13 protein-coding genes are annotated in these 14,839 nt (G+C 68.9%); 5 read left to right on the forward strand and 8 right to left on the reverse strand.

Going from position 1 to position 14,839, the window contains the following annotated elements; translation table 11 throughout:
• Nucleotides 1–78: 78 nt before the first annotated feature.
• Both M8R19_RS04655 and M8R19_RS04660 read left to right on the forward strand, forming a co-directional pair.
• Complete coding sequence (locus tag M8R19_RS04655; protein ID WP_116423767.1) at nucleotides 79–1,116, forward strand: L,D-transpeptidase; 1,038 nt, start codon at nucleotides 79–81, stop codon at nucleotides 1,114–1,116.
• A gap of 80 nt (nucleotides 1,117–1,196) precedes the next feature.
• Complete coding sequence (locus M8R19_RS04660; RefSeq protein ID WP_074981035.1) at nucleotides 1,197–1,937, forward strand: murein L,D-transpeptidase catalytic domain family protein; 741 nt, start codon at nucleotides 1,197–1,199, stop codon at nucleotides 1,935–1,937.
• A gap of 744 nt (nucleotides 1,938–2,681) precedes the next feature.
• Here the strand turns inward: M8R19_RS04660 and M8R19_RS04665 are convergent.
• From M8R19_RS04665 to M8R19_RS04680, 4 genes are read right to left on the reverse strand one after another with little or no spacing between them, the layout of a single operon-like run.
• Nucleotides 2,682–3,563, reverse strand: a complete 882-nt coding sequence (locus M8R19_RS04665) for an efflux RND transporter periplasmic adaptor subunit (RefSeq protein WP_116423766.1) — start codon at nucleotides 3,561–3,563, stop codon at nucleotides 2,682–2,684.
• Nucleotides 3,564–3,577: 14 nt separating this feature from the next.
• Nucleotides 3,578–3,778: a DUF1656 domain-containing protein gene (locus M8R19_RS04670; protein WP_116423862.1), complete on the reverse strand. Its 201-nt coding sequence runs from the start codon at nucleotides 3,776–3,778 to the stop codon at nucleotides 3,578–3,580.
• A gap of 4 nt (nucleotides 3,779–3,782) precedes the next feature.
• The gene (locus tag M8R19_RS04675) at nucleotides 3,783–5,963 is read right to left on the reverse strand and encodes an FUSC family protein (protein WP_249917164.1); all 2,181 of its coding nucleotides are present in this window, start codon (nucleotides 5,961–5,963) and stop codon (nucleotides 3,783–3,785) included.
• A 1-nt stretch (nucleotide 5,964) separates the two neighbouring features.
• Nucleotides 5,965–7,473, reverse strand: a complete 1,509-nt coding sequence (locus M8R19_RS04680; protein ID WP_407072376.1) for an efflux transporter outer membrane subunit — start codon at nucleotides 7,471–7,473, stop codon at nucleotides 5,965–5,967.
• Nucleotides 7,474–7,671: 198 nt separating this feature from the next.
• Here M8R19_RS04680 and M8R19_RS04685 point away from each other — a divergent pair, with 198 nt between their 5' ends.
• Nucleotides 7,672–8,610: a LysR family transcriptional regulator gene (locus tag M8R19_RS04685; RefSeq protein ID WP_074981041.1), complete on the forward strand. Its 939-nt coding sequence runs from the start codon at nucleotides 7,672–7,674 to the stop codon at nucleotides 8,608–8,610.
• Between the two features lie 138 nt (nucleotides 8,611–8,748).
• Nucleotides 8,749–9,723: a 2-hydroxyacid dehydrogenase gene (locus tag M8R19_RS04690; RefSeq protein WP_116423762.1), complete on the forward strand. Its 975-nt coding sequence runs from the start codon at nucleotides 8,749–8,751 to the stop codon at nucleotides 9,721–9,723.
• A 169-nt stretch (nucleotides 9,724–9,892) separates the two neighbouring features.
• Here the strand turns inward: M8R19_RS04690 and M8R19_RS04695 are convergent, their stop codons facing one another.
• Entirely contained in the window at nucleotides 9,893–10,792 is a 900-nt protein-coding gene (locus M8R19_RS04695; protein WP_249917165.1) for a DMT family transporter, read from the reverse strand.
• A 137-nt stretch (nucleotides 10,793–10,929) separates the two neighbouring features.
• Between M8R19_RS04695 and M8R19_RS04700 the strand changes: the two genes are divergently transcribed.
• Nucleotides 10,930–11,805: a helix-turn-helix domain-containing protein gene (locus M8R19_RS04700; protein ID WP_249917166.1), complete on the forward strand. Its 876-nt coding sequence runs from the start codon at nucleotides 10,930–10,932 to the stop codon at nucleotides 11,803–11,805.
• Nucleotides 11,806–12,146: 341 nt separating this feature from the next.
• Here M8R19_RS04700 and M8R19_RS04705 read toward each other — a convergent pair whose 3' ends face one another.
• Genes M8R19_RS04705 through M8R19_RS04715 form a run of 3 tightly spaced genes read right to left on the reverse strand, consistent with a single transcriptional unit; the run spans nucleotide 12,147 to nucleotide 14,289 of the window.
• Nucleotides 12,147–12,470, reverse strand: coding sequence for a DUF3325 domain-containing protein (locus M8R19_RS04705; protein WP_074981049.1), 324 nt, complete (start codon nucleotides 12,468–12,470; stop codon nucleotides 12,147–12,149).
• A complete protein-coding gene (locus M8R19_RS04710) occupies nucleotides 12,470–13,999 on the reverse strand; it encodes a PepSY-associated TM helix domain-containing protein (protein ID WP_249917167.1) in 1,530 nt (509 codons plus the stop codon). The genes M8R19_RS04705 and M8R19_RS04710 overlap by 1 nt, the downstream gene beginning before the upstream one ends.
• Nucleotides 13,996–14,289 (reverse strand): DUF3649 domain-containing protein, encoded by a 294-nt coding sequence (locus M8R19_RS04715; RefSeq protein ID WP_009619068.1) that lies wholly within the window; start codon nucleotides 14,287–14,289, stop codon nucleotides 13,996–13,998. Before M8R19_RS04715 ends, M8R19_RS04710 begins: the two co-directional genes overlap by 4 nt.
• Nucleotides 14,290–14,839 lie beyond the last annotated feature (550 nt).

Genomic DNA, 14,839 nt, shown 5'->3' on the forward strand with positions numbered 1-14,839 from the left:
GCCGTCCGGCATCGCGGATTGCAGGGGCGGCTCGGCCCCGACTAAGCTGCGAGGACGCCCGCGCCTCGAAGGAATACGATGAAGATCCTGTCTTTCGTCCTGCTGCTGTTCAGCCTGGTCGTCCTCCCCGCCGAGGCCAACTCCGGCCACGCCTCGCCGCTCAACGACCTGCAGGCGGCGCTGAAGAAGCTCAAGCCCGGGCAGTTCCTCTGGTACCCGGAGATTTCCCCGCAGGGCCCGGTCACGGTGGTGGTCAGCCTCACCGAACAGCGCGCCTACGTGTACCGCAACGGCATCGCCATCGGCGTGGCCACGGTCAGCACCGGCAAGCGCGGCAAGGAAACCCCCACGGGCGTGTTCACCATCCTGCAGAAGAAGGTGGAGTACCACTCCGACCTGTACGACAGCGCGCCCATGCCCTACATGCAGCGCCTGACCTGGGACGGCATCGCCCTGCACGCCGGCAACCTGCCCGGCTACCCCGCCTCCCACGGCTGCATCCGCCTGCCCATGGCCTTCGCCAAGAAGCTCTACGAGGTCACCGGCTTCAGCAACACCACGGTGATCATCTCCGACGCCAAGAGCTCGCCGGTGGAGGTCTACCACCCCGGCCTGCTCGCCCCGCAGGTCAGCGAAGGCAAGGCCAGCGGCCCGGCCAGCCCGGCGGTGGAACCCTACTGGAGCGACCCGGGCGAAACCCTCGGGCCGATCTCGGTGCTGATCAGCCGCGCCGACCGCCGCGCCTACGTGTACCGCGGCGGCACCCAGATCGGCAGCGCCCCGGTGGCCCTCGACAACCCCGGCGCGCGCACCGGCGTGGCGGCCTTCTCGCTGCTGGAGCGGCCCAGCCCCGAACAGTTGGCCAGCCCCAGCCCGAACCTGCGCTGGAGCGCGGTGCAAGTGAGCAACCCGCAGGCCGGCCTGACGCCCGCCGAACAGCTCGGCCAGTTCAGCATGGACGCGCACTTCCTGCACTCGCTGCTGCTGGCCATGGACGTCGGCAGCACCCTGGTCATCACCGACCTGCCGTCCAGCCGCGAGACGCGCAGCAACCCGGACTTCACGGTGATCACCACCAACGACCGACAAGCGGTACCGGCATCGATCAAAAAATAGGCGAGAATCCCACCAATTTCGCGCACTTGCATGCGCAATCAAAAACAGACCTTAGGAAGTGACAAAGGGGGAACGGCGCCATGCCGTCCATATCCACCGTCTGGGGGAAACTCCGGCCGCTGCTCGCCGTGGGCGCGCTCTACGCGCTCGGCAGCAGCCTCGCCCAAGCGGCGCTGCCCAGCGCCGAGGAACTCCACCGCCTGGCCCCGGCCACCAACCTGCAGGCCCTGCGCCTGGCGCTCAGCGCCTACCAGTGCGCCAACGCCGCGCAACTGGGCGGGCGCGACGAGTTGCTGACCGTCATCGACTACTCCAAGGCCTCGCGCGACAAGCGCCTGTGGGTGTTCGACCTGCAGCGGCGCAAGCTGCTGTTCGAGGAGTGGGTGGCCCACGGCAAGAACAGCGGTGACGACCTCGCCACTTCGTTCTCCAACCGTCCCAACAGCTACCAGTCGTCCATCGGCCTGTACCAGACCGGCCAGACCTACCGCGGCAAGCACGGCCGCTCGCTGCGCCTGCTGGGCCTGGAACCGGGCTTCAACGACAACAGCGAAGAACGCGCCATCGTCATGCACGCGGCAGCCTACGCCGATCCCAAGGTGGTCCCCGGCCTCGGCCGCCTGGGCCGCAGCCAGGGCTGCCCGGCGGTGCGCCCGCAGGTGGCGCAGAAGCTGATCGACACCCTGCAGAAAGGCAGCTACGTGTTCGCCTACTACCCGCAGCAGGAATGGCTGAGCAACTCGCAATTCCTCGCCGGCGCCAGCTGCAGCGTGGCCAAGGCGCAGAACCTGGGGCGCGGCGCTACCCTGGCCAAGCGCTGAGGCGGTTGGATCAGCGCCGAAACGCTCTTCATATCTTCGTAGGAGCGAGCTTGCTCGCGAACCGCATGGCACCGCGTTTGTTCGCGAGCAAGCTCGCTCCTACGAGAAGCTGTGCCCACCCACGCCATTCCCATTGTAGGAGCGCGCCCTGCGCGCGAATCGCGGGCAGGGCCCGCGCCTACAGGTTGCTGGGAAATACGGTATTCCTCCCCCTGTAGGAGCGGACCTTGTCCGCGATGGCCGGACGTCCCGGCGCGGTTCGCGGATAAGATCCGCTCCTACGCTGCCCCACCCACGCCATTCCCATTGTAGGAGCGCGCCCTGCGCGCGAAATCGCGGGCAGGGCCTGCCGGGAAACACGGTATTCCTTCCTCGTAGGAGCGGACCTTGTCCGCGATAGCCGGACGTCCCGGCGCGGTTCGCGGATAAGATCCGCTCCTACGCTGCCCCACCCACGCCATTCCATGTAGGGCGCGCCCTGCGCGCGAATCGCGGGCAGGGCCCGCTCCTACAGGTTGCCGGGAAACACGGTATTCCTCCCTCGTAGGAGCGGACCTTGTCCGCGATAGCCGGACGTCCCGGCGCGGTTCGCGGATAAGATCCGCTCCTACGCTGCCCCACCCACGCCATTCCCATTCGCGCCCTGCGCGCGAAATCGCGGGCAGGGCCCGCTCCTACAGGGCCTCCGCCGGAAAAAACGAACGGGGGCCGAAGCCCCCGTTTTTTACCTGACGCGCATTGCGCTCACTGCGCCGTCGCGTCCTGGCTGCCCGGGTTGACGATCACCGTGGTGGTGATGCCCGCCGCCAGCAGCACGCCTTCCGGCACTTCGTCGATGTGGATGCGCACCGGCACACGCTGGGCCAGGCGCACCCAGTTGAAGGTCGGGTTGACGTCGGCGACCAGCTCGCGGCTTTCCGGGTTGTCGCGGTCGTAGATGGCGCGGGCGATGCTTTCCACGTGGCCCTTCAGGCGCTGGCCGCTCATCAGTTGCAGCTCGGCCGGGTCGCCCACGGCGATGTGCGGCAGCTTGGTTTCCTCGAAGTAGCCGTAGACCCAGTAGGAGTTCTCGTCGACCAGCGCCATCTTCGCCTCGCCGGCGCGGGCGTAGTCGCCACGGTGCACGTTGAGGTTGGTCACGTAGCCGTCCACCGAGGCGCGCACCTGGGTGCGCTCCAGGTTCAGCTTGGCCGCGTCCAGCGCGGCCTGGGCCTGCTGGTAGTCGGCCTCGGCGGCGGCGGCGGTGTTGCTGGCGTCGTCCAGGCTCTCGCGGGACACCACTTCGTTGTCCATGGCGGCGCGGCGCTTGGCGTTGAGCTGGCGCATCTTCAGGGTGGCCAGGCGCGAGGCGACCTGGGCCTCGGCCTGCTTCACGGCGATGCGGTAGTGGTCGGGGTCGATCTGCATCAGCAGGTCGCCCTTCTTCACCTGCTGGTTGTCGCGCACCGGCACGTCGACCACCACGCCGGAAACGTCCGGGGCGACGTTGATGATGTCGGCGCGCACGCGGCCGTCGCGGGTCCAGGGGGTGTCCATGTAGTTCACCCAGAGGGTGCGGCCGATGAACACGGCGATCACCAGGATGATCAGAGTCGCCAGCAGGCTGAAGACGGATTTCAAGGTCATGGGTAACTGGCTCGTTATCGGTAGACGGTCAGGGACAGGCCGCCGAACAGGCAGGCGAACAGACACACGCGGAACAGCGCCGGGTGCCAGGTGAAGCGGTACAGGCCGATGGAGGCGAAGACGCGGTCGATGCCCCAGCAGATCACCGCCGCGACCACGAAGAGCGCGGTGAGGGTCGGCATGTAGACGCCGTGGAAAGCGATTTCCCGCGGCAGGTCGTCAAGCAGCATGGCTGGCGGTTCCTTGGCTGGCATCACGCAGCGGCGACTGCGGGTCGAGCAGCGTGGTGCGGATGAAGTGCAGGTAGCTGACCACCCGGCGCAGGGGCGAACTCTCGAAGTCCGGCGCGCACGGCTCCTCGGTGGCCTTGGTGGTGAGGATGGCATGTTCCACGGCGGCCAGGGCGCGTTCGCGGTTGGCCTCGCCCGGCTGCACGAACAGGCGGATCAGCGCGCGGCCCATGCTGCGGATGGCCTGGCGCCAGGGCATGGCCTCGGCGTAGCAGGGCTCGTCCGGCAGGCGCGCCTGTTCGTTGCGCAGCTCGATGATGGCGTGGCCCACCTCCAGCACCAGGAACATCCAGCGCAGCAGGCCGCGCTGCACGTCCGGGCGCCGCGCGGCGACGCCGTAGGCCTGGTTCATCAGGTCGCGGGTGCGGCTCTCGAAGGTGGCCTCCAGCCCCGCGCTCTTGCCGCTGATGGCCTCGACCACGCGCATGCGCAGGTCCTTCTCCAGGCGCCGCCACAGCCAGGCGCTGGTGGGCGGCAGCAGCACCGCCACCACCAGCGCCGCGCAGCTCTGCGACAGCACCAGAGCGATGTACTCGTTGAGCATGCGCCCGGCGTCGTAGACGGTCATGTTGGCCGGGATGGCGCCGAAGCTGAAGAACACCAGCAGGCCCAGGCCGTAGCCGCCGTAGGCCGGCTTCACCGAGAGGAAGGCGCCCAGGGCGAACACCGGCGCCAGCGCCACGCACAGCAGCGGGAAGCCGTCCAGGTGGGGGAACACGAAGAAGGTCTCGGCGAAGCCCAGGATGGCCGCGAAGAAGGTGCCCACGGCCATCTGCATGGCCAGCTTGGCCGGGTCCGGCACGGCCGAGACCAGCGCCGCCACGGCCGCGGCGTTGAGCACGAAGGTGCTGCCGCTGGGCCAGGCGGTCTCGATCCAGAACAGGCCGAACACCAGGATCATGAGGGTGGTGCGCGCCCCGGCGACCAGCGAGCCGACCAGGTTGGCCTTGGGCGAGAAGCCAAACTTCCAGTTCTCCCGCTCGTGGTGGTGGTCGGCCAGGGAGGCGTGGGTCAGGGCGTAGTTGTGCAGGTCGGCCACCAGGCGGTAGAGCAGCTCGGCGGCGGTGTTGAAGTCCAGGCGCTCGCCGACCTCCTCGACCTGTTCGCGCACCGCGGCGCGGGCCTCGCGGATGCGCTGCATCAGGCGCTGGCGGCGCATTTCCAGCTGCTCGGCCAGGGCCGCGGCGTCGCGGTCCAGCAGCGGCTTGCCCTTCCACGGCCCGAGCACTTCGCGCAGCTCGTCCAGGCACGGCTCCAGGGCCTGCAGCACGCGCTCGCCGCCCTGGCTGCGCAGGCGTTCGAGCAACTGGTGCAGGGCGTGGTAGCGGGTGGTCAGGACCATGAACTCGTTGTTCAGGCGCGCCAGGCGGCCGCTGCGCAGGCGCATGTGCGGGTCTTCGAAGCGCGTCGCGCTGCGCAGCGCCTCCAGGCCCACGGCCTGGGACACGAAGTTGACGTTGGCCGCCTCGAAGCGCTGGCGCTGGCCGCCACCGAGGTTGTCGAGGACGAACCAGGCGAAGGCGCCGAAGCGCTGGTACAGGGCGTTGCGCATGGCCGCGGCGGAAGTCTGCGGCAGCACCACGGCGCTGACCACGGTCGAGCAGAGGATGCCCAGGCTGATCTCCAGCACCCGCCACACCGCCGACATGAAGGCGGCTTCCGGGTGCAGGGTGGCCGGCAGGCCGATCAGCGTCGCGGTGTAGCCGGCCAGCACGCAGGCGTAGGAACGGAAGTCGCGGTAGCGCGCGGCGCCGGCGGTGCAGGCGCCGACCCACAGCGCCACCACCAGCAGGAACAGCACCCGCTCCTGGGCGAACACGGCGATCAGCGCCACCATCACCGTCAGCCCGACCAGGGAGCCGAGGATGCGGTAGAAGCTCTTGGCGAACACCTGGCCGCTCTGCGGCTGCATCACGATGAACACGGTGATGGTCGCGGTGCTCGGCTGCGGCAGCTCCAGGCGCATGGCCAGCCACAGGGTGAGCATGGCGGCGGTCAGCACCTTGGCGACGTAGACCCAGGTCACGCCGTCGCTGCGCGCCCACTCGAAGAAGGCGCGGCGCACCTCCTCCAGCGGCGAGCGGGTTTGCAGGGCTTGGCTGCTGGCCATCTCAGCGCTCGCTCAGCGGCCGCACGGAGACGGTCTCGGGGACCATCCTGTGCTCGCCCGGCGCGTCCTTGGGCGCCATCAGGCCGCCACCCAGGGCCACCACCAGGCCGGCGTGGGTTTCCAGGCGCGCGGCCTGCACCTGCTGCAGGGTCAGTTGCTGCTGGAACAGACGGGTCTGGGCGTTGAGCACGTTGAGGTAGTCGGTCAGGCCGCCGCGGTAGGCCTTGGTGGCGATGTCGTAGGTCTTCTGCGCCGAGGCCACCGCCTGCTCGGCGAGGGTCTGCTGCTTCTCCATCGAATGGGTGCGGATCAACTGGTCGGAAACGCCCTTGAGCGCCTGCACCAGGGTCTGGTTGTACTGCGCCACGGCGGCGTCGTAGCCGGCCGACTCCTGGCCCAGCTGGGCGCGGCGGCGGCCGCCGTCGAAGATCGGCAGGGAAATCGCCGGGCCCGCGCTGTAGGTGAACTTGCGCGCGGTGATGAACTCCAGCATGCCGCCACCGACGGCGCTGTAGCCCAGGCTGGCGATCAGGTCGACGTTGGGATAGAACTCGGCGCGGGCCACATCCACGCCCTTGGCCTGGGCGGCGACCTTCCAGCGCATGGCGACCACGTCCGGACGGCGGCCGACCAGCTCCAGCGGCAGCGCGCTGGGCAGCCCCGGCTGCTTCGCCAGGGCCAGCTTCGGCCGTCCCAGCGCGGCGCCGGCGCCCGGGCCCTTGCCGGCCAGGGCGGCGATCTGGTTGCGCGACAGGGCGATGGCTTCCTCGATGGCGTCGATCTTGCGCTTGGTCTCCGGCAGCGGCACCTCGGCCTCGCTGACCTCGAACTGGGTGCCCAGGCCCCCGGCCAGGCGGCGCTGGGCCAGGGAGAGAATCTGTTGCTGCTGTTCGAGCATGGCCTCGGCGATGTCCAGCTCGGCGTACTGCAGCGACATCTGGATGTAGGCGCGGACGAGGTTGCTCTCCAGCTCCAGCTGGGCCATGCGCGCCTCGGCGGCGGTCATGTAGGCCACGTTCATGTAGCGCTCGGTGTTGCTGCGCTCGCGGCCCCAGAGGTCGAGGTTGTAGGAGAAGCCCAGGGAAGCGTTGTTGTTCCAGCTGGTGGTATCGGCCAGGTCGCCCGGGCCGTAGAAATAGTCGGTGGGCCACTTGTGGCGCAGGATGGAAGCATCCGCGCTGACCTGCGGCGACTCGGCGGACTCGGCCACCCCGGCCATCGACAGCGCCATGCGCACCCGCGCCTCGGCCTCGGAAAGGCTCGGGCTGTTGTCCAGGGCGGTTTGCACCCAGGTGTTCAACTGCGGGTCGCCAAAGGCGCGCCACCACTGCTCGGCCGGCCACTTCGCATCGCGGTTGGCGGACTGGATGGCGGCGTCGGTGGCCAGCTGGTCATTGCCCAGGCGCTGTTCCTGCGGGGCGATGCCATGGGTACTGATGCAACCGGCGATTGTTGAGAAAACGACAAAGGAGCCGACGAACGCCAGTCCTTTCACGAGGTGACGCGACACGGATGAGGGTCCTGGAGGGTGAACTTGCTGTTTAAGCGTAGAGGATGCCGAAGAAACCATTCGGGCGAGTAAATTCTAGGGAGACGCGGCGAAACGGATAAGACGGCCAATTTGTGAATCTTTATTACCGATAATGAAATAATGCGGTCGGATGTCTCATGTGACAATAAGCCACCCTGTCGTTCCCGAGGGCTCCGAATGGACACTCTGCAAACCATGCGCGCGTTCGTCTGCGTGGCCGAGACCGGCAGCTTCACCGCCGCGGCCCAGCAGTTGGGCACCACCACCGCCTACGTCTCGCGCGCCGTGGCCAACCTGGAAACCCACCTGCGCGCGCGCCTGCTCAACCGCACCACCCGGCGCATCGCGCTGACCGAGGCGGGCCAGCGCTACCTGCTGCGCTGCGAGCAGATCCTCGCCTACGTCGAGGAGGCCGAAGCCGAGGCCGGCGACGCCCATGCCCGCCCCGCCGGGCGCCTGCGCGTGCACTCGATGACCGGCATCGGCCAGCACTACGTCATCCGCGCCATCGCCGGCTACCGCCAGCAGCACCCGGAAGTCAGCTTCGAACTGACCATGGCCAACCGCGTGCCCGACCTGCTCGACGAAGGCTTCGACGTGGCCATCGTGGTCGCCACCGAGCTGCCCGACTCCGGCCTGGTGTCGCAGCGCATCGGCGAGACCTACAGCATCCTCTGCGCCTCGCCCTCCTACATAGAGGCCCGCGGCGCGCCGCGCACCCCCAGCGACCTGGTCAACCACGACTGCATGCGCCTGGTCAGCCCGGTGCTGGCCCTGGACAAGTGGCTGTTCGACGGCCCCAACGGCCAGGAAATGATCACCGTCGGCCCGCCGACCTTCCAGGTCAACGTCGGCGACGCCATGACCGAGGCCATCCGCTGCGGCATGGGCATAGGCGCGCTGCCGGTCTACTCGGCGCTGGAAGGCCTGGAGGACGGCTCGCTGGTGCGCGTGCTGCCGCACCACAAGCTACAGCTGCTCAACGTCTACGCCCTGTACCCGTCGCGGCAGTACCTGGACGCCAAGATCAAGACCTGGGTCGGCTACCTGCGCGAGAACCTGCCCGGCGTGCTGCAGGCCGACGAGGCCGGCATGGCCCGCCCGCACCTGGCCTAGCCCGCGCCCGCGCGGCTGCGGCTTTGGCCGCGCGATAACCGCCCCGCATCCTCGCCGCCTGGGCCGCCGGGCTTGCCAAGGGCGGTGGCGGGGATGCTAGGGTTGCGCTCCCGTCTGTCAGTCGTTGCCTTCCCCACCATGAAAAAGAACGTCTTCGTCTTCAGCCGCCTGGCGCCCGAACACCTCGACCGCCTGCGCGCGCAATTCAACGTCACCGTGCTCGACCCGAAACTGGGTGACGTCGACGCCCAGTTCGCCGCCGCCCTGCCCCAGGCCCACGGCATGATCGGCGTCGGCCGCCCGCTGGGCGAGAAGCAGTTGGCCCAGGCCGGGCAGCTGGAAGTCATCTCCAGCGTCTCGGTGGGCTACGACAACTACGACCTGGCCTACCTGAACCAGCGCGGCATCGCCCTGACCAACACCCCGGACGTGCTCACCGAAACCACCGCCGACCTCGGCTTCGCCCTGATCATGGCCACCGCCCGACGCACCGCCGAGCTGGACGCCTGGACCAAGGCCGGGCAGTGGAAGCGCACCGTGGACGCGCCGCTGTTCGGCGTCGACGTGCACGGCAAGAAGCTCGGCATCCTCGGCCTGGGCCGCATCGGCGCGGCCATCGCCCGCCGCGGCCGCTTCGGCTTCAACATGGACGTGCTCTACCACGGCAACAACCGCAAGCCGGAGCTGGAGCAGGAACTGGGCGCGCGCTACTGCGGCTTCGACGAACTGCTTGGCGAGGCCGACTTCGTCTGCGTGGTGGTGCCGCTGTCCGACGCCACCCGCAAGCTGATCGGCAAGCGCGAGCTGGAGCTGATGAAGCCCAGCGCCATCCTGGTCAACATCGCCCGCGGCCAGGTGATCGACGAAGCGGCGCTGGTCGAGGCGCTGCAGGAAAAACGCATCCTCGCCGCCGGCCTGGACGTGTACGAGAAGGAACCCCTGGCCGAATCGCCGCTGTTCGCCCTGCCCAACGCGGTGACCCTGCCGCACATCGGCTCGGCCACCCACGAAACGCGCCTGGCCATGGCCGAATGCGCCCTGGAGAATTTCGAGACGGCGCTGCGCGGCGAGCGGCCGAAGAACCTGGTCAACCCGCAGGTGTGGAAGGGCTGATCGCGGACGAAGTCCGCTCCTACAGGCCACGCCGGGATGCTCTTCGTAGGAGCGAGCTTGCTCGCGAACAGACTCCGCTGCGGGGCCCGTTCGCGAGCAAGCTCGCTCCTACGAGAAGCCGTGCGCCCCGTCCGCGATTGGATTCGCCGCCCCCCTGCACCGACGTAAATCACGCCCGCGCCACCTCCCCCACCGCAACCGGCTTCGGCTTGCGAAACACCAGCACGTTGCCGGCCATCACCAGCGCCAGCCCGGCCAGGGCCGGCGCGCTCCACTGGTAGCCCTCCATGAACGCCGAGACGTTCAGCGCCACCACCGGGAACAGCACGGTGCAGTAGGCCGCGCGCTCCGGCCCCATGCGCCCGACCAGGGTCAGGTAGGCGGTGAAGCCGATCACCGAGCCGGGGATCGCCAGGTACAACAGCGAACCGACGTAGCGCGCGCTGCTGTCGAAGGTGAAGGGCACGCCCTGCACCAGGCAGATCGCCAGCAGGATCAGCGCGCCATAGAGCATGCCCCAGGCGTTGGTGCTCAGCGGCCGCAGACCGGCCTTCTGCTGCAGGCTGGAGAGCAGGTTGCCGGCGGAGAAGCACAGCGTGCCCAGCAGGGCCAGGCCCAGGCCGTAGAAGGTCTCGCGGCTGGCGGCGTGGCCGGTCAGCTCCGGCCAGAACAGCAGGGCCAGGCCGAGCAGCCCCAGGGCGCCGCCGCCAGCGACGTTGGCGGCGATGCGCTGGCCGAAGAAGATGCGCGCATTCAGCGCGTTCCACAGGGTGGCGGTGGAGAACACTACGGCGATCAGCCCGCTGGGGATCCACTGGCTGGCGGTGTAGAAGCACAGGAAGTTCACGCAGAACAGGCACAGGCCCTGGGCCAGGCACAGCGCCTGGCCACGCCGGCCCAGCGGCTGCAGGCGGCGGCTGAGCAGGAGGATGACGAACAGCACCAGCGCCGCCAGGGCGAAACGGTAGGCGATGGACAGCGGGATGGCCACCACCCCCACCTGCAATTTGATGGCGATCCAGGTGGTGCCCCAGATGAGCACGGTGAGCAGGTAGAGCGACAGGTTCATGGACGACCTCCAGTCATGGGAGGCCAGTGTCCGCCCGCGCGCCCGGGCGCCGCTTGCAGATTCTTGCGCTTATTGCGACAACCGGGCTGGCAACGCGCGCGGGCGCAGGTAGAGTGGAAGCCTGAAGGAGTCGCCCCATGTCCGCCATCGAACAACTGCAGGTCTTCCAGTCCATGAACAGTTCGCCCAACGCCCGCCTGGAGCGTTGCGCCGAGCTGGGCGACGGCCTGTCCGCGGCCATGTGGAGCAACCGCCACGACGCCCGCGACTACCTCAGCCCCGACCACCACACGCTGTCCTGCTACCTGGCCGGCGGCACCGGCACCTTCCGCCGCGGCGCCCCCGGCGCCAAGGGCGCGCCGGACAAGCTGTGCATCATGCCGGCCGGCGAGGAAGCCTCGTGGATCGTCAACGGCGACATCCGCCTGGCGCACCTGTACTTCAGCCCGGAACGCTTCGCCCTGGGCTGCGTGCAACTGCTCGACCGCGAACCGCGCGAGCTGCGCCTGCGCGAACACACCTTCCTCGACGACCCGCAGCAGTCCGCGCGCTTCCGCCAGCTGGTGCAACTGGACTGGAACGAGCCGGGCGAGCGCCTGCACACCAGCAGCCTGGCCCAGGCCATCGTCGACCACGCCCTGCTCACCCAGGTCGGCCGCCGCGACGGCCTGCGCCTGAAGGGCGGCCTGGCCCCGGCCCTGCGCCGGCGGCTGTGCGACTACATCGAGCAGAACCTCGCCGAACCGCTCAGCCTGGGCGAGCTGGCGACTCTGGCGGCGCTTTCGGAATACCACTTCGCGCGCATGTTCCGCGAAAGCTTCGGCATGCCGCCGCACCAGTACGTGCTGGCCCGGCGCCTGGCCCGCGCCTGCGAACTGCTGCGCCAGGGCAGCCTGGCGCTGAGCGAGATAGCCCTGGCCTGCGGCTTCTCCAGCGCCAGCCACTTCGGCAACCGCTTCCGCGCGGCGCTGGGGGCTACGCCGGGGGAATACCGCGCGGCGTTCAACGGCTGAGCGACGGGGCTTTTTGTAGGAGCGAGGGGGACGCCTAGTTCTTGCTCGCGAATGGGGCTCATCCTGGCGTTATTGGTGTTTGGATGAACTCCGTCCCCTCTCCCCAACCCTCTCCCTGAAGGGAGAGGGGGCTGTCCGTGCCGAGAAAGGTGATGGTTCCTACCGGAAACTGCCGAGATTGCCGGCTAACGCCATAACATCAAACCCTGCCCAACGGTCCCCTCTCCCTTCAGGGAGAGGGTTAGGGAGAGGGAGCGGAGCCAAGCCCAGGCATCCGAGTAACCGGGAGGCCCCATTCGCGAGCAAGCTCGCTCCTACGAAAAGCCCATCCCCCCCAGCAATCACCCCAACACCGCCAACACCCCGCCCACCAGCGGCACCCCCGCCGCCGCCGGCAGCGTCAGGCGCGGCAGCCAGGCCAGCAGGGCCACCAGGGTGGTGGTGGCGAGCATCAGCAGGCAGGCCCAGTAGACCAGGCCCAGCTCGATGCCCAGCAGGTGGATGCAGTAGGCCAGCGCCAGGCCGCCGTCCACCAGCGCCACGCCGCGCAGCAGGCGCACGCGGCCTTCGCTGGGCGCGCTGCCGAACAGCTCGCGGTGGTGGCGGGCGAGGCCCAGGCAGGCGGCGGTCATCGCCAGCAGGTTGAGACCGAAGACCAGCAGCATCAGGCGTACTCCCCTTCCACGCGCTCACGGCGGCGCGCCTTGGTTGCGGGCGCCGGCGGGCGGCCCAGGCGCCAGGCCAGGGCGGCGCACAGCGCGCCGCTGAGCAGCAGGGCCAGGTCGACGCCGGCGAGCATCCAGTCGCCGCGGGCCAGGCTGCTGGTCAGGCGGCCCGGCTCGGGACCGAACAGCCCCAGCAGCGGCAGGCCGAGGGCCAGCACGGCGGCGACCAGCGCCTGCTCGCGGGCGGTGCGGCCGCTGCCCTGGCGCCATGCCGCGTGCAGCAGCGCCAGCAGCCAGACCACCACGAAAGTGCCGGCTTCCCAGCGCTGGCGCTGGAGCAGTTCCACCGGCAACAGGCGCGAGGCCGCCAGCAGGCCCAGGCTGGCCAGCGGCAGGCCGCCGCAGACCGCGGCGTTGAGCGTGCGCACCAGGCCCAGGCCGCGGCTGCCGCGGGCTTCGCGCTTGGCCACCCAGACCTGCAGGCCGCCGAAGATCATCGCGCAGCCGGCCAGGCCCAGCAGCAGGTAGAGGATGCGCACCAGGGTGCCGCCGAACTGCGCCATGTGCAGTCCGGTCAGCCAGGCGTAGGTCTTGTAGCCGTTGCCGTAGGGCGGCTGCACGTGCAGCAGCGCACCGGTTCCGGCATCGAAGGACACGGTGCGCTGGTCGTTGACCATGCCGCGGTCCACGGCCCGGCGGATCTGCACCATGGAAGAGGCGTCGTTGGGGTGTTCGAGGTTGATCCAGCCCAGCCGGCTGTCGTCGCCCCACAGCTCGTGGGCGCGCTCGACCATGCGCGAGATCGGCTTCGGCGGCTTGGCCGGGCGGCCCAGCTCCTCGCGGTCGAAGGCGTGTTGTACCTCGTGTTCGAAGCGCTCGAAATCGCCCTTGTAGGCGACCTTGATGCCGGCCTGCATGTACAGGGTGATGAAGATCACTAGCCCAGTGTAGGCCAGCAGCACGTGGAACGGCAGGCCGACCACTCCCAGCACGTTGTGCGCGTCGAGCCAGGCGCGCTGGCGAGCCGCCTTCGGCCGCAGGGTGAAGAAGTCCTTGAAGATGCGCCGGTGGACGATCACCCCGCTGACCATCGCCACCAGCATGAACATCCCGGCCACGCCGACGATGTAGATGCCCAGGGTGCCGGCGTGCAGGCCGTAGTGCAGGTCAAAGAAGAAGCGCCCACCGACGGTCTTCGGCAGTTCCTCGCCGGTCTGGGCGTCGATCAGGAAGGACTGGAACTCACTGAGGTCGCTGGGCACCCAGCCGGCGGTCCAGTACGGCGCGCGCTCGCTGGGCGGCAGCATCCAGTAGGCATGGGCCTTGGGCGCGCGCTCGGCCAGCACTGCATGGACCTGGTCCACACCCACCGTCGGCTGCGCCGCCTCGTGCAGTTGCGGCAGCATCCAGCGCGTCAGCTCCGCGTCGAAGCACGACAGGCTGCCGGAGAAGACCACCACGAACAGCAACCAGCTGACCAGCAGGCCGCTCCAGGTGTGCAGCCCGGACATCGACTGGCGCAGGCTCATGGGCGGACTCCGAAATCGTGGGGCAGGAACGCGGCCAGCGCCAGCAGCGCGCTCAGCGCCAGCGGCACCAGGCAGGCGCGCCAGGTGCTGCGGGCGGCGAACACGTAGAGGATGGCCACGACCCAGACCATGAAGCAGCCCAGGCTGGCGAAGGCCACGCGGTCGGCGCGGGCCAGCGGCAGGTAGACGCTGAGGAAGGCGGTGCTGGTGTAGGCCAGGGCATAGCCGCCGAACAACGCTGCCAGGATGCGCGCGCTGAGCTGCGCGCCGAAGCGGCCCTTGCTGCTCATGGGCGTACCTCGGGCTGGAACGGCGGGAATCCGGACGGGTGCATGGCTGTGCTCACCTGCTGACAGAAGTTCACCCCGATCCGGGGTGGGCAAAAGCGGAAATTTATATGAAATGCGTTCGCATTTGAAAGAGATACGCAAGAACGGATGTGAATAATCCCGCGCGCCTTTGCCACCAACAGGAAATTCCGGGGCGGGCGTAGGGCGAATAACGCTCCGCGTTATTCGCCGTTTGGTCTTGGTCCGAGGCGGCTTCGGGTTTGGCCTTGGCGCGGGCTGCGGCCAAGATAAAGCGGCGGCTCCGAGCTCGACCTTGGCGCGAGCTGTGGCCATGGTGAAACGGCGTATAACCGCGAACGGTTATACGCCCTACGTGGCGGTCAAGCTTGGCGTAGGGCGAATAACGCTCCGCGTTATCCGCCGTTTGGCCTTGGTCCAAGGCGGCGCCGGGTTTGGCCTTGGCGTGGGCTGTGGCCATGGTGAAACGGCGGCTCCGAGCTCGACCTTGGCGCGAGCTATGGCCATGGTGAAACGGCGTATAACCGCGAAC

The sequence above is a fragment of the Pseudomonas sp. R3.Fl genome (assembly GCF_023516765.1).
In the GTDB taxonomy this organism is placed as follows: domain Bacteria; phylum Pseudomonadota; class Gammaproteobacteria; order Pseudomonadales; family Pseudomonadaceae; genus Pseudomonas; species Pseudomonas citronellolis.

Excerpts from the sequence above, each read along its gene's own strand:
- M8R19_RS04655 (WP_116423767.1), top strand. The coding sequence starts at position 79 with ATGAAGATCCTGTCTTTCGTCCTGCTGCTGTTCAGCCTGGTCGTCCTC.
- M8R19_RS04660 (WP_074981035.1), top strand. The coding sequence starts at position 1,197 with ATGCCGTCCATATCCACCGTCTGGGGGAAACTCCGGCCGCTGCTCGCC.
- M8R19_RS04665 (WP_116423766.1), bottom strand. The coding sequence starts at position 3,563 with ATGACCTTGAAATCCGTCTTCAGCCTGCTGGCGACTCTGATCATCCTG.
- M8R19_RS04675 (WP_249917164.1), bottom strand. The coding sequence starts at position 5,963 with ATGGCCAGCAGCCAAGCCCTGCAAACCCGCTCGCCGCTGGAGGAGGTG.
- M8R19_RS04685 (WP_074981041.1), top strand. The coding sequence starts at position 7,672 with ATGGACACTCTGCAAACCATGCGCGCGTTCGTCTGCGTGGCCGAGACC.
- M8R19_RS04690 (WP_116423762.1), top strand. The coding sequence starts at position 8,749 with ATGAAAAAGAACGTCTTCGTCTTCAGCCGCCTGGCGCCCGAACACCTC.
- M8R19_RS04695 (WP_249917165.1), bottom strand. The coding sequence starts at position 10,792 with ATGAACCTGTCGCTCTACCTGCTCACCGTGCTCATCTGGGGCACCACC.
- M8R19_RS04700 (WP_249917166.1), top strand. The coding sequence starts at position 10,930 with ATGTCCGCCATCGAACAACTGCAGGTCTTCCAGTCCATGAACAGTTCG.
- M8R19_RS04705 (WP_074981049.1), bottom strand. The coding sequence starts at position 12,470 with ATGCTGCTGGTCTTCGGTCTCAACCTGCTGGCGATGACCGCCGCCTGC.
- M8R19_RS04710 (WP_249917167.1), bottom strand. The coding sequence starts at position 13,999 with ATGAGCCTGCGCCAGTCGATGTCCGGGCTGCACACCTGGAGCGGCCTG.
- M8R19_RS04715 (WP_009619068.1), bottom strand. The coding sequence starts at position 14,289 with ATGAGCAGCAAGGGCCGCTTCGGCGCGCAGCTCAGCGCGCGCATCCTG.